This is a genomic window from Cellulophaga tyrosinoxydans (assembly GCF_900176415.1).
Classification (GTDB): Bacteria; Bacteroidota; Bacteroidia; order Flavobacteriales; family Flavobacteriaceae; genus Cellulophaga; species Cellulophaga tyrosinoxydans.
The window spans coordinates 1,050,053-1,063,908 of sequence record NZ_FWXO01000001.1; the positions used below are offsets into that span (position 1 = coordinate 1,050,053).

General features: G+C 34.0%; 12 protein-coding genes and 1 tRNA gene. 6 read left to right on the forward strand and 7 right to left on the reverse strand.

The features are described from left to right. Window positions 1-36 precede the first annotated feature (36 nt). On the reverse strand, window positions 37-639 hold the full coding sequence (locus B8963_RS04765) for a carboxymuconolactone decarboxylase family protein (RefSeq protein ID WP_084060263.1): 603 nt from the start codon (window positions 637-639) through the stop codon (window positions 37-39). A gap of 47 nt (window positions 640-686) precedes the next feature. Between B8963_RS04765 and B8963_RS04770 the strand changes: the two genes are divergently transcribed. The 3 genes from B8963_RS04770 (at window position 687) to B8963_RS04785 (ending at window position 4,833) form a co-directional block, all read left to right on the forward strand. Next, window positions 687-1,115 (forward strand): OsmC family protein, encoded by a 429-nt coding sequence (locus tag B8963_RS04770; protein ID WP_084060264.1) that lies wholly within the window; start codon window positions 687-689, stop codon window positions 1,113-1,115. Window positions 1,116-1,307: 192 nt separating this feature from the next. Next, on the forward strand, window positions 1,308-2,996 hold the full coding sequence (gene recJ, locus B8963_RS04775) for a single-stranded-DNA-specific exonuclease RecJ (protein WP_084060265.1): 1,689 nt from the start codon (window positions 1,308-1,310) through the stop codon (window positions 2,994-2,996). A gap of 577 nt (window positions 2,997-3,573) precedes the next feature. Continuing rightward, the gene (locus B8963_RS04785) at window positions 3,574-4,833 is read left to right on the forward strand and encodes an MFS transporter (protein ID WP_084060267.1); all 1,260 of its coding nucleotides are present in this window, start codon (window positions 3,574-3,576) and stop codon (window positions 4,831-4,833) included. Here B8963_RS04785 and B8963_RS04790 read toward each other — a convergent pair. From B8963_RS04790 to B8963_RS04815, 6 genes are all read right to left on the reverse strand, one after another. Beyond that, entirely contained in the window at window positions 4,830-5,585 is a 756-nt protein-coding gene (locus B8963_RS04790) for a UDP-2,3-diacylglucosamine diphosphatase (protein ID WP_084060724.1), read from the reverse strand. The two genes, B8963_RS04785 and B8963_RS04790, sit on opposite strands and share 4 nt — an antisense overlap. 33 nt (window positions 5,586-5,618) lie before the next feature. Further along, window positions 5,619-6,068 (reverse strand): 6-pyruvoyl trahydropterin synthase family protein, encoded by a 450-nt coding sequence (locus B8963_RS04795; RefSeq protein WP_084060268.1) that lies wholly within the window; start codon window positions 6,066-6,068, stop codon window positions 5,619-5,621. A 91-nt stretch (window positions 6,069-6,159) separates the two neighbouring features. Then, window positions 6,160-6,567 carry a DUF3592 domain-containing protein gene (locus B8963_RS04800; protein WP_084060269.1) on the reverse strand — a complete coding sequence of 136 codons (408 nt, stop codon included), beginning with the start codon at window positions 6,565-6,567 and terminating at the stop codon, window positions 6,160-6,162. A 196-nt stretch (window positions 6,568-6,763) separates the two neighbouring features. After that, the gene (locus B8963_RS04805) at window positions 6,764-7,531 is read right to left on the reverse strand and encodes an enoyl-CoA hydratase/isomerase family protein (protein ID WP_084060270.1); all 768 of its coding nucleotides are present in this window, start codon (window positions 7,529-7,531) and stop codon (window positions 6,764-6,766) included. 71 nt (window positions 7,532-7,602) lie between these two features. After that, window positions 7,603-8,937: an MATE family efflux transporter gene (locus B8963_RS04810; RefSeq protein ID WP_084060271.1), complete on the reverse strand. Its 1,335-nt coding sequence runs from the start codon at window positions 8,935-8,937 to the stop codon at window positions 7,603-7,605. A 3-nt stretch (window positions 8,938-8,940) separates the two neighbouring features. Beyond that, window positions 8,941-9,480, reverse strand: a complete 540-nt coding sequence (locus B8963_RS04815) for a GNAT family N-acetyltransferase (RefSeq protein WP_143312471.1) — start codon at window positions 9,478-9,480, stop codon at window positions 8,941-8,943. Between the two features lie 11 nt (window positions 9,481-9,491). Between B8963_RS04815 and B8963_RS04820 the strand changes: the two genes are divergently transcribed. From B8963_RS04820 to B8963_RS04830, 3 genes are all read left to right on the forward strand, one after another. Further along, window positions 9,492-10,292, forward strand: a complete 801-nt coding sequence (locus B8963_RS04820; protein ID WP_084060272.1) for a universal stress protein — start codon at window positions 9,492-9,494, stop codon at window positions 10,290-10,292. A gap of 51 nt (window positions 10,293-10,343) precedes the next feature. After that, a tRNA-Ala gene (locus B8963_RS04825) sits at window positions 10,344-10,420 on the forward strand. A 195-nt stretch (window positions 10,421-10,615) separates the two neighbouring features. Next, on the forward strand, window positions 10,616-13,849 hold the full coding sequence (locus tag B8963_RS04830) for an Eco57I restriction-modification methylase domain-containing protein (RefSeq protein WP_084060273.1): 3,234 nt from the start codon (window positions 10,616-10,618) through the stop codon (window positions 13,847-13,849). Window positions 13,850-13,856 lie beyond the last annotated feature (7 nt).

Sequence of the window (13,856 nt, forward strand, 5' to 3'; positions counted from 1 at the left end):
ACCATCAACCATCAACCATCAACCATCAACCATCAACTAATAACGGCTTCCATCATGTTTTCCTTTTTCCCAGCCATGTTTTCCAAGGAATTGATTGCCGCTTTCTACAGCGCCATCTTCAATGGAAGTTCCCATAGAATCATTCCATCTATTTAAATAGCCAAATAGGGAAATTACCCCTAACATTTCTACAATTTCGCCTTCATTCCAGTAGTTGTACAAACGTTCTTTAATGGCAGCATCAACCCCATTTGGCACTTGCGAAGCTTGTAAAGAAAAATCTAAGGCAGCACGTTCCGCTTCGGAAAATGCAGGGTGAGTTCTATATTCCCAAATATTATCTAATTGCTCTTGTTCTGCGCCATAACGTTCTGCGGCACGTATGGCATGAGCTTGACAATAACGGCATCCTGTTGCGTTACTACTAACCCAAGCAATCATTCTTTTTAGCGCCGAAGTCACTCGACCTTCATTGGCCATTACGGCTTTATTTAAATTAATAAATGCTTTAGAAATGGCAGGTCTGTGTTGCATGGTTAAAACCGAATTTGGACAAAAGCCTAGTGTTTCATTAAAGAATTCAGCTAGTTTTTTTGTTTCGGAATCATGATTAGAATCAAGAGGTGTTACTAAGGGCATAATGCTTTTTGTTTTGTATTTTTGGAGTCTACAAGAAACGAAAAATTATGAGTACAACAAATCATATTTCAACCAAATGGTTGGGCAACATGACCTTTGAAAGCAACAACCCTTCTGGGCATAGTTTAAAGATTGATATAGCCAAAGAAGATGGCGGCGATGGTAATGGCTACCGGCCTAAAGCCCTAATGTTATCCTCATTAGCGGGTTGCTCCGGATTGGATGTAGCGTCGTTAATTAAAAAAATGAAGTTAGAAGTAGAAGAATTTCATATTGAAACTATCGCTAATTTAACAGATGAGCATCCAAAATTTTATGATAAAGTAGTCGTGGAATATCATTTTCATGGCGCTAATCTTAAAGAAGATAAACTTCAAAAAGCTGTGGATTTATCCGTAGAAAAGTATTGCGGAGTTATGGAAATGTTTCGCCAGTTTGCTGAGGTAGAAATCAAAACCTTTTTTCATAACAAATAGATTAGTTTGTAGTGAATTAAAATGTCGGTTTGAGTGATTTTCGAAACGCAGCGAAGAAAATAGTATCGGGAACCTTGTTAGTTAAACTAGTCCTCGATACCATTTATTTTACATTAGCATTGAAAATCAATCAATCAAACTGACTTTCACCAGGTCAATTGAACTTACTTTTTAAAACTTGAATATTGAATAATGCGCTGGACTATAAAACCAAAACCAGAAGAAGATAAAATTAAAGCTCTTGCTAAGGCTTTAAATGTGGAGAAATTGGTAGCTCAGCTTTTATTGCAACGCGGAATTTCTACTTACGAAGAGGCAAAATATTTTTTTAGACCGCAATTAGAACATTTACATGATCCCTTTTTAATGAAGGATATGGATATTGCTGTTGCTCGAATTGAAAAAGCGATAGTTGACGGTGAAAATATACTTGTTTTTGGAGATTATGATGTAGATGGTACCACCGCCGTTGCCTTACTTTCTTCTTATTTATTAACGTATTATCCAAATGTAGCTACCTATATCCCTGACCGCTACGCGGAAGGTTATGGCGTATCTTATAAAGGAATAGATTTTGCTGAAGACAACGGTTTTTCGCTAATCATAGCTTTAGATTGCGGAGTTAAAGCCATCGAAAAAGTGGCTTACGCCAAAGAAAAAAACATCGATTTTATTATTTGTGATCACCATAGACCTGGTGATGTTTTGCCTGATGCTGTCGCTGTTTTAGATCCTAAAAGAAGCGATTGTACCTATCCGTATGACGAACTTTGTGGCTGCGGAGTTGGGTTTAAATTAATCCAAGCTTTGGGTTCAAGAAAAGGCGAAACAATTCACGATTTAATTCCCTATTTAGATTTGGTGGCTACCGCCATTGGAGCAGATATTGTTCCGATTACAGGAGAAAATAGAGTTTTAGCATATTTTGGGTTACAAGTCATTAATGAAAATCCCAGAGCTGGCTTTAAAGCCATTATCAATCAGATTAAAAAAACGGTTTTAACCATTACCGATGTGGTGTTTATCATAGCCCCAAGAATTAATGCTGCTGGCAGAATGGAGCATGGGCAATATGCGGTAAATTTACTGACCGAAAAAGATGCAAACCAAGCGCAAAAGTTTGCTGCCGAAATAGAAAAATTTAATATAGATAGGCGAGGCTTAGACCAAGAAATTACCATAGAAGCTTTGAATCAAATTACTGAAAACAAAGAGGAACAAGGTTTTACTTCGGTAGTTTATAAAGATTCGTGGCATAAAGGTGTAATTGGTATTGTGGCATCACGACTCACGGAAACCTATTATAGACCTACTTTAGTCTTTACAAAAAGTGGTGATAAACTAGCGGCATCTGCCAGATCAGTAAAGGGTTTTGACGTGTATAATGCATTAGAAGGCTGCGCAGATTATATTGAGCAATTTGGAGGGCATAAATATGCTGCCGGACTTACCTTATTAGAAGAACAATACAATAATTTTAAAGCACAGTTTGAAAAAGTTGTTGCTGAAACTATTGATCCTAACCTGCTGATTCCTGAAATTACTGTAGACATGATCATAGAATTAAAAGATATAACGCCTAAGTTAATGCGGATTATTAACCAATTTGCACCATTTGGTCCGGGGAATATGACGCCTGTTTTTATGGCAGAGAAAATTAGTGATTCTGGCTATGCCAAGGGAGTTGGGGAAGATGAAAAGCATTTAAAATGTGCCGTTACACAAAACGATTATGGACCCATTGGCTGTATAGGTTTTAATTTAGGGGATAAATTGCCTTTAATTACCAGTAGAAAGCCTTTTAGCGCCGTTTTTACCATTGATGAAAATGAGTGGCAAGGGAATGTGAGCCTGCAGTTGAAAATTAAGGATTTGAGGTAGGATTGGTTCTTGATACTTTTTCTTTTCCGTTACACTACCAAGAAAAAACTCGAATTGACACATTTTGTTTATTGAGATTTAGGAAGTGATTGATTAATACTGTCACTTCGAGTTAAATATTTTGTAGCCCAATCGAAGAAATAATTTTCCCGATACTTCGAGAGTGAAGCATCTCTGTTCTGATTCTTCGAATTATAAATCAATTTTTGCTAGTTCCTTTGCGATTATTATGAAACCAAGAATAATTATAACAAAACACAATATGTAAACTTTAACTTCAAAATAATTGGAATCATCCTCTTGTATTCCTTTTTTAGCCCAGGGATAAATAGCTATTCCTATAAAAATAATGACAATACCTAGAATTAATAAATAATAGTTCATAGTAATAGTTGATATCCCAATATAGTTAATTGGTCTTTTGGGCTTCATTTTTTTTGATAAAGTTTCATCACTTTAACTAAATAAAACAGATTTATTATAATGTTATACAATTAAAATCTACTTTTTAATTTAATGATGTTCAAGAGAAAAATCTCTTCCTTACCTTTACAACTTATTTTTTGATTGCTTGAGTATGGATCCGTATGCCGCCTTACGTTATAAAGAATTCAATATATTTTTACTAGTCCGTTTTGCTATGGTATTTGCATGGTCTATGCAATTTATAGTGATCGAATGGCAAGTATATACCTTAACAAAAGACCCACTTTCATTAGGTATAATAGGACTTATGGAAGTAATTCCCGCAATTGTTATGGCCTTATTTGCAGGGCATATTGTAGACCAAAAAGAAAAGCGAAATCTGCTAATGTTATGCATTTTAGGCTTTTCGGTTATAAGTTTTGGACTATTTGTTATTAGTCTTCCATCAATTGTAGCGAGCACAGACACAAAAACAATATTATATTCCATTTATTTTTTAGTTTTTTTAGGGGGGATTGTAAGGTCTTTTATAGGACCAACAATATTTTCATTAATAGCCTTAATTGTTCCTAAAAAAATATATCCTAATGCAGCTACATGGAGCAGTACTACTTGGCAATTAGCCTCTGTTTTAGGTCCTGCATTAGCAGGGTTTTCTATAAGTATTATTGGCGTTCACTGGTCTATGTGTTTAATTTTTGTTTTCTCACTAATAGCTCTAATTTTTCTTTTTAAAATTGAAAGAAAACCAATACTTAATCCTAAAATTGGGGAGCCAGTTTTTGACAGCTTACGTGAAGGATTAAAATTTGTTTTTAGTAATAAACCAATTTTAGGCGCACTAACCTTAGACATGATTGCTGTGTTATTTGGCGGTGCAGTAGCATTACTATCTATTTTTGCTCAAGATATTTTAAAAGTTGGAGCAGAAGGGTTTGGAATATTAAGAGCAGCACCAGCGGTCGGAGCAGCATTAATGATGCTAGGTTCTACACGTTTTCCTTTACATAAAAATGCAGGTATTAAACTTTTATTAGCGGTATTTGGTTTCGGGGTTTGTATGATAGTCTTTGGCTTATCTACCTATTTTTGGTTATCCGTAGCGGCCTTATTCTTAAGTGGCGCTTTAGACGGTGTTTCAATGATTGTGCGGCAAACAATTTTACAGTTAAAAACACCAGATCATATGCGTGGTAGAGTAGCATCGGTAAATTCGATTTTTGTTGGCTCTTCAAATGAATTAGGAGCTTTTGAAAGCGGCGTTACCGCTAAGTTAATGGGCACGGCAACGGCTGTGGTTTTTGGAGGTATTATGACTGTAGTGACTGTGGGAATAACAGGCTGGGCTTTTCCTAAATTTAGAAAATTAGATCTCCAAAAAGATGTAGAAGATCATGAAAAGGAGGGTTAATTAAAAGTTTCTAATTTTAATTTCTCTCCATCAAAAACACCATAAGTATAATAGCCAATCCAATCGCCTAGATTTATATACTTCGATTTTTCATTAAGGGCAATATCTAATGGTAAATGGCGGTGCCCGAAAACAAAATAATCGTAATGGTTTTGTTCTAATTTTCGCTTAGCATACTGCACTAACCACTCGTTTTCCTCGCCTAAAAATGTGGCATCTTCATCGCCAGATATTAGTTTATTTTTTACCGATAAATATTGCGCCAAACGCACTCCTAAATCTGGGTGCAACCACCTAAAAAGCCATTTAGAAAACGGATTTGTAAATACTTTTTTCATGCGTTTATAGCCTTTATCACCAGGACCTAAACCATCACCATGACCAATAAAAAACAGAGAATTATTGAGTTTAAACTGTTGAGGTTCATGAAAAACAGGTATACCAAGTTCTTCTTCAAAATACCCATTCATCCAAAGATCATGATTACCTACAAAATAGTAAATAGGAATTCCAGAATCCGCAATTTCGGCTAATTTTCCTAAGGTTCGAGTGAATCCTTTTGGAACAACGGTTTTATATTCCATCCAAAAATCAAACATATCACCTAAAAGAAAAATTGCAGCAGCATCTGTTTTAACTTCATCTAACCAAGCAACAAACTTCTTCTCCCTAGGATAACTATGTTCCATGGTTGGAGCACCTAAGTGATTATCACTTGCAAAATATATTTTTTTACCTTCAGGTATTATGATAGTTTTCATGAACTATAAATATAGGAAAAGCCTTTAATTGTCACTAGCGTACCACTCCGCAAAAGAGGTATCTGTTTCTTGTAATTTTAAGGAATGAAGCTGTATGTTTTTAGGCAATCGTGCTTTTATTCTATCGGCAAAATCTATCACCATGTTTTCACTAGTTGGTTGATAATCAGCCAAAATCACAACATGTCCACGATCTGTAAGTTCTTTTGCAAGTTCTATATGTGGGGTGTTTTTATTAAATACCGTTGCATGATCAAATTGGTCTACAATCTCTTCTTTGACTATTTTTTTAAGATCACCAAAATCAATCACCATACCTAATTTTACATGCGAAGTATCTTTAATTGGCGAGCCTATTACTGTTACAGAAAGCTTGTAACTATGTCCGTGAACATTTCTACACTTACCATCATAGCCAAAAAGCGCATGACCTGTTTCAAAATTAAATTGTTTGGTGATTCTAATTGTATTCATAAAAATTACTTTAGCAAAGTGCTTTGATCTGCTACAAAAGTATCGATTTTAACTGTAGTTACTTTTATATTTCTATTTAAATAGACTTCTGTCAATATAGTTGATACAGCAAATAGCTACCACCTATAATCAAAAATGGGGCTGCTATCATAAATAAAATTACACTACCTCGATATAATCCCCAAAACGAAATGGTTTTTACACTGTCTGTTTTTCTTGGGTTGTAAATTATAGCAACTTTTTCACCAATCTCGTAAGCGGGTGGTTTAGAGGCTATGCCACTTTCAAAAGTGATGGTTTGCAAACTCCTATCTTTAAATTCAAAAACAGGCTTATACATGGATCCATTTTGACCTTGGGATATTGAGTACTGTATTACCGTTGCCGTAGTTTTAACGCCTGATTGAAGTAAATTTTTGGTTTTTTGAAATTCGGAAAATGCAGCATAAGTTAAGCCTCCACCAATTATGAAAAGGAAAGAATAAAAGACGATCCACATAGTTGATTTGCTTTTGGCCACTGGGTTTTTAACTATTATTTTCTTTTGAACTTTCGATCGTTTCTAAAACGATTTACAAAATAAACGGCTCCCACAACTAGGAGTAAAATCAGAAAAAAAGTGCTGCCATTTAAAAATTGTAAAATTTCCATACGTAATGATTTAAAAAAAGTATAACGTAAATTTGATGCCCATATTATTTTTTAAACTTCTCTAAGGTGCTTTTTGTAAATTCAGAAAGCGCTAACCTTCCAGTAATCGCAGCTCTTTCTAACAATAGAGTATCCCAATGATCTGTATTTTCCCAAAGTACTTTTTTCCAATCTTCTAAGGCTTGTGGATTATAACTGGAAAGATTATTTGTAAAAAGATCTAATTCTTTATCCAGTTCATTTATACTATCAAAAACTTGGGAGAAAAGTCCTTTTTCTTGAGCCCAATAGGCGTTTTTCCATGCCGTTGGATTTAAGGATAATTCAGACATTCCCGCCACGCCAATTTTACGAGAAACAGCAGGAGCAATTACAAAAGGTGCTATTCCTATGGTTAGCTCCGACAATCGAATTGATGCAGCTTCAGAAGCAAAAACATAGTCGCAAGCAGCCGCTAACCCAACGCCGCCACCTACGGTTTTACCCTGTACACGGCCAACAATAATTTTTTTGCATTTACGCATTGCATTAATAACCTTGGCAAATCCACTAAAGAACACCTTGCCTTCTTCTAACGTGGTTACCGCAACGAGTTCATCGAACGAAGCACCAGCGCAGAAAGCTTTTTCTCCTTCAGATTTTAAAATGATTACTGTTACGTTTGGGTTTTCAGAAAGCTTATCAAATTCTTTAGCAAGCCGATCTAATAATTCGCTTACAAATGAATTGCTTGCCGGATGGCCAAATTCTATTGTAGCTATACTATCTTGAATATTGGTAAAAAGACTTCCGTTTGTTCGTGAAGTAGACATTTGATGAAATTTATATCAAAAGTACATTTTTAACATAAAATGAAGTAAATACTTGGCTAAATTTTAAGAGGTCAATCTATATTTCGTAAAGGAAGGTACTTTCTTCTGAACTCTAAAACCAATGCTCCACCGCGAATGCACATCCATATGGTGAAAGCAATCCAAATACCATAAAGCTTTAATTCAAAATACTTAGCTATAAATAGCGCAGGAATAAATCCGATGAAAGTTGCGGTTAGTAAAGTATTTCGAAGGTATTTCATTTCCCCTAAACCTTTAAAAAGTCCGTCATAAATAAAAGCAATAGTATTAAAAGGTTGACCAAGAATTACTATAAAAAATATGCTGTAAAAAGTGTTTAATACAGGTTCGTCATTGGAAAATATAGTGCCAATAGGTTGGTAAAAAACAAAACCGAGTACCATTAAAACTAGACTAACAATTAATCCATATCGGAGTATTTTCTTTGATAAAATATAGAGTCCATTATAATCTTTACTTCCTAAAAGTCGGCCACCCATAATATTTCCAGCGGCGGAATAACCATCAATAAAAAAGGCTGAAAATAACCAAAGATTTATTGCAATAGTATGGGCGCCAATATAATTATCTCCGAGTGCAGTAGCTTCTCTCACTGCTAATATTAGTGCAGTATTCAGGGCTATGGCTCTAACAAAAAGATTAAGACTCATAACTACAAGTCTACCTAATTCTGGATGCAGTGGAAATCTTAATTTTAGACTTATAGAGGTTTTGGTAATTAATAAAACAAAAGCCATTATAGCCATGACACCTTGAGCAATTAAGCTAGCCCATGCTGCACCTTCTAAATACATGGGTTCCAACAAACCATCTACGCCATAAACAAAAATAAAATCTAAAACCACATTTAACAGTGCTCCTACAATAGCAATCAACATAGGGTAAAAGGTGTTTTGCAGACCTCTAAAAATACCCATTATGGCAAATGTGAATAGGGTTAATGGAAACCCCCAAACACGAATAGCGTAATAAGAAATGCACAAATCCAATATTTTACCTGACGCATTTAAAAGTCTAAATATATCTGGAATAATAAAAACTGTAGAAAGTAAAATAAGAATGCTAAGGCTAATATTTAAGAAAATAGCTTGCGCTGGGAGTGTTTTTACTTCATCAATTTTGCCAGCACCTAAATATTGAGAAATGATAGCAGAAATAGCGCTTCGTGTTTGGCCTAAAACCCAAATAAGCATAGATAAAAAGGAACCAACAATACCAGCGGCGGCCAAAGATTCAATTCCATCTACATCAATATTGCCAACTATAGCAGTATCGGTTATAGAAAGAATTGGCTCTGCAATACCAGCAATAATTGCCGGAATAGCAAGGTTGTTTATTTTTTTAAAAGTGATGGTATTACTCAATAATTATAATATTAGTTCATAACAATAAAAAGGATGAATACTTTGTTTAGGAAAATAAATGGTTCCCAATTTCTGATAACCTCTCGCCTGATAGAATTTTTGATTTCTTTGGTTTTGACTAAAAGTATCTAAGCGGACAGAAATAAAATTTTCTTTACGGGCATAGGCTTCTGCATAGTCCATCATTTTTTTCGCAAAACCTTTTCCTTGTTGCTCCGGATGCACACACAATCTATGAATATAAATATTGTTTTGGTTAGGCGTAAGCCAAGTAATAGGTAAATATTCATGATCCATAAATGTAGAAATGACAATAGTTCCTATTATTTTGGAATTATTTTCAAGTACAAACAATTCATTTCTTTTTATATCGTTTTCAAATGCAGCTTTAGACGGATAATGTTCGTTCCATTGGTGAATTCCATTTTCTGACATTTGTATTGCACAAGCGTTAGTTATTTTAAGAATGTCCGGAATTTCTGATATCTTTGCAGCACGCATTAGTTGAGCTTTTAATAAATGTAAATTTAAAGTATAAATCATAAATCATTATTATGAAAAATATATTGGTACCTATTGGCACATCGCCGGACTCACACGAGACCTTACAGTATGCAGTTGATTTTGCAAGTCAATTTTCTTCAGATATTTTTGTAATGGAGGTTTTTAACGTCTCTATAAAAGCTGGAACTTTAGGTAATGTAACAGAAAAGGTTGCCGAAAATAGTATTGAACGATTAAAGGAGATAATAGGTAAAGTAGATTCTAAAGGGATTACTATAAAAATAGCAACGTATAATGGTAGTATTATAAGCGGATTAAAAGATATCGATAAAGAGTTAGGAATAGACTTAATAATATTGTCAACTCGTAGTAATGATATTCAAAATGAAGATTTGTATTTAGGCAATACTTCAGGAAAAATAATTAAGCAAACAGATATTCCTAGCTTAATTGTTCCAAAAGGGAGTGTTTTTAAACCGTATAAAACAATCTTAACGGCATTTAAATCGGGAATATTGAAGAGAAAAAGAATACTCGATCCATTAGTAGATATAAAGAAAAAATTTAAATCTGTTGTGAATTTGTTAATGGTAAAAACACCAGGCTATTCAGATGAAGATTTAAAAATTAATACGGCTTTAATGGATATAAGCTCACAATTAACTTTAACTGAAAACGCTAGTACTTATTTGGGTGTATTGGAACATTTTCAAGCACAGCACCCAGATTTATTGTGCGTATTCAGAAGAAAAAGAGGTTTTTTTAAAGCACTTTGGGAGAAAAATACGATTACAAAATCTGAATTTTACGCTCCAATTCCAGTGTTGGTATTAAGCGTTAAGAAAGATTAATATTAATTTTTGATACTTAAGTAAAAAGTGTTTCCTTTGAGCCACTTTTTCGGGGGATTAGCTCAGCTGGCTAGAGCGCTTGCCTGGCAGGCAAGAGGTCACCGGTTCGACTCCGGTATTCTCCACCAGTAAACATAGGGCTTCAAGAGTTTTTAACTTTTGAAGCTTTTTTCATTTGCACGCATTTTGCACGCAATTGAAATTTTCTCCTTTTCAACTAAAATTTAACACTTTTTGACTTTAATTGTATTAAAACAGCCCGTTGTGCTTTAGATTATGGTGATATTTCCTACTTTTAGGATTGCTAAACCATAATAAGATTAATGGCTCTATTTCAAACCTCAGTACTTAAAAATTACCTTAAACAATTAGACGATAAAACCATAGCTAAATCCTATGGTAAGTATGTAAAATATTTTTTTAATACTACTATTCAAGAAAATATAAGAAACTCAAAAGAAGAGCAATTTCAAGCTACTTTTTTAAATGAACTTTTCGTTTCAATTTTGGGCTATACTTTAAATCCAAATCCTGAATTTAATTTAACCACTGAATTTAAAAATCAAAAGAATAATCGGAAAGCCGATGGTGCAATTTTAAAAGGAGAAAATGCTATTGGCGTTATAGAACTAAAAGGCACTAATACTAAAGATTTAGAAAGCATTCGAAAACAGGCTTTTGATTATAAGGCCAATCAAAAAGGTTGTGTATATGTAGTCACATCTAATTTTGAAAAACTCAGGTTTTATATTAATGATGCTACAGAGTTTGAAGAATTCGATCTTTTTGATCTTACTGAAGACCGTTTTAAGCTTTTATTTCTCTGTTTGCAGAAGGATAATATTATAAATAATCTCCCGCTTGCGGTTAAGGAATCTTCATTGGTTGAAGAGGAAAAGATTACTAAGCGCTTTTACTCCGATTACTCGTTGTTTAAAAGAGAGTTGTATCGCGATTTGGTAAGACGAAATGCAACACAGCTAAAAAATTATAGAAAAACCGAGTTGCAGGAGATTTCGGTTGGAGGTGTTGGGGATGATGAAATAATTCGCTTAGAAAAGAATGTTAAACTAGCGCTTTTTAAGAAATCGCAAAAATTGATTGATAGGTTCTTATTTATCTTTTTTTCAGAAGACAGGGGTTTATTGCCGCCAAACTCTACAGTACAAATATTGAAAAAATGGAAAGCTGATGTTGATTTCGGTGATGAACGACCTCTTTATGATTTGTTTAAGCAATACTTTAATTTTTTAGATAAAGGCAGACAGGGCACAACGTTAAGAGCAGAAATATATGCCTATAATGGAGGGCTTTTTAAACCTGATTCTGTTTTAGATAGTCTTGAAATTGATAATGAATTACTTTACAAACATGCTTTACAGCTGGCTAATTATGATTTTGAAAGCCAGGTTGATGTAAACATTTTAGGTCACATTTTCGAGAACTCTTTAAATGAAATTGAAAGTGTAAATGCTGAAATAGAAGGAGCAGATTTTGATAAGCAAAAAAGCAAACGTAAAAAAGACGGCGTTTTCTACACGCCTAAATACATTACCAAATATATTGTAGAAAATACGGTAGGTAAATTATGTGAAGAAAAGAAAGTTGCTTTAGGTTTTAAGGAAGAAGAATATTTTAAGGGGCGAGCCAATAGACACAAAACAAAAATATTGGAGTTAGTAGAGCTGTTAGACAATTATAGAGCTTGGTTATTAGAACTAACCATTTGTGACCCTGCTTGTGGTTCTGGAGCTTTTTTAAACCAAGCTTTGGACTTTTTGATCAAAGAACATAATTATTTAGATGAGCTAAAGGCCAAAATTTTAGGTGGCGGTCTTGTCTTTAGTGATATTGAAAATACTATTTTAGAAAATAATATTTTTGGTGTTGACCTTAACGAAGAATCAGTTGAGATTGCAAAACTTTCGCTATGGTTACGAACAGCTCAGCCAAGAAGAAAGCTGAATGACTTGAGTAGTAATATCAAATGCGGCAATAGTTTAATAGCTGATAAAAAAGGAGCTGGTAATAAAGCATTTAGTTGGGAGCAGGAATTCCCGAAGGTTTTTGATAGAGGTGGTTTTGATGTGGTAATTGGTAATCCGCCATATGTAAAACTAGAGACGATAAAGGAGCAATCTCTACAGCTAGAAAAATACAATTTTGAAACTTTTGACAAAAGAGGAGATTTGTATGTGCTCTTTGTGGAGAAAGGGTTTAATATACTAAAACCAAATGGGGTATTGTCTTATATAATGCCTAACAAATGGTTACAGGCTGGGTACGGTCAACCGTTACGCTCTTATTTTTTAACCAAAGCGTTACATCAATTGATTGACTTTGGAGACATCCAAATTTTTCAAGGAGCAACCACATACCCTATAATTTTTGTTGCGAGTAATAATAGTCCTGAGAAAGAATTTAAAGTTGCTGTTTTACAATCTGCAAAGGCAACCGATTTTGAAACCAATGTATCTCTAAGTTTTGAAAGTTATAAAACAAGCTCTTTTGATAAGAATACATGGGTAATTTCATCAAAAAATAATAGAAATTTGTTAGATAAACTTTCTAATACCTGTAAAACTTTATTTGATTTTATTGGTGGTAAAGCTAATTATGGAATTAAAACAGGACTTACCGAGGCGTTTTTAATATCTCAAGAAGTTTATGATAAAATGGTGGAGGAAGATGCCAAGGCTGTAGAATTTTTGTTTCCTTTTTTATTAGGTCGTGAGGCAAAACCGTATGCAAACCCAACACCACTAAACTATCTTTTACTTTTTGAAAAAGGATTTACTAAAAGTAAATTAGGGGACTGTACAGAAGAAGAAGCTTGGTCTTGGTTACAAAAGCAATATCCGTCAATTGCCGAATGGTTATCTCCATTCGAGGAAAGAGCTAAAAAGCGAACCGATAAAGGTGATTTTTGGTGGGAGCTTAGAGCTTGTGATTATTATTCGGATTTTCAAAAACCAAAAATAATGTATCAAGTCTTGCAAGTTAAACCTTGTTTTATTTATGACGAGAAAGGATTGTATTGTAATAATTCCATGTGGATAATCCCTATTGAGAACAAAGGCTTAGCGGGCATATTGAACTCCAAAATGGGCTGGTGGTTAATCACCAAATATTGTACACAAATACAAAATGGTTGCCAGTTAATATGGAAATATTTCGGGCAAGTGCCAATACCCCATCTTAACGGTGAACTAGAGGTTTTGGTAGCTGACATGATTCTATTGACAAAATCATTGGATACTCAACTAAATGGTTTGTTGAATTTGGTAAAATCTAAATTTGCAATTGAAAAATTCAGTAATAAGCTTCAATCTTGGCATGAGTTAGATTTTGCAACCTTTAGCAAAGAGCTTAAAAAACTAAAAATACAATTGAGTTTAGGAGAAGAATCAGAGTGGCTTATTTATTTTGAAGAGCAAAAAAATAAAGCCCAAGAGTGGCAAAGACAATTAAACCAAACTAATCAAGAAATCGACAAAATGGTTTATGGTTTATATGGGCTTACTGAAGAGGAAATTGAAATAATTGAGAATAGTTAAAAATATT

What these genes read in the sequence shown, in the direction of transcription:
- B8963_RS04830 (WP_084060273.1), top strand. Translation starts at nt 10,616, where the DNA reads ATGGCTCTATTTCAAACCTCAGTACTTAAAAATTACCTTAAACAATTA.
- B8963_RS04795 (WP_084060268.1), bottom strand. Translation starts at nt 6,068, where the DNA reads ATGAATACAATTAGAATCACCAAACAATTTAATTTTGAAACAGGTCAT.
- B8963_RS04805 (WP_084060270.1), bottom strand. Translation starts at nt 7,531, where the DNA reads ATGTCTACTTCACGAACAAACGGAAGTCTTTTTACCAATATTCAAGAT.
- B8963_RS04800 (WP_084060269.1), bottom strand. Translation starts at nt 6,567, where the DNA reads ATGTGGATCGTCTTTTATTCTTTCCTTTTCATAATTGGTGGAGGCTTA.
- recJ (WP_084060265.1), top strand. Translation starts at nt 1,308, where the DNA reads ATGCGCTGGACTATAAAACCAAAACCAGAAGAAGATAAAATTAAAGCT.
- B8963_RS04765 (WP_084060263.1), bottom strand. Translation starts at nt 639, where the DNA reads ATGCCCTTAGTAACACCTCTTGATTCTAATCATGATTCCGAAACAAAA.
- B8963_RS04770 (WP_084060264.1), top strand. Translation starts at nt 687, where the DNA reads ATGAGTACAACAAATCATATTTCAACCAAATGGTTGGGCAACATGACC.
- B8963_RS04785 (WP_084060267.1), top strand. Translation starts at nt 3,574, where the DNA reads ATGGATCCGTATGCCGCCTTACGTTATAAAGAATTCAATATATTTTTA.
- B8963_RS04820 (WP_084060272.1), top strand. Translation starts at nt 9,492, where the DNA reads ATGAAAAATATATTGGTACCTATTGGCACATCGCCGGACTCACACGAG.
- B8963_RS04815 (WP_143312471.1), bottom strand. Translation starts at nt 9,480, where the DNA reads ATGATTTATACTTTAAATTTACATTTATTAAAAGCTCAACTAATGCGT.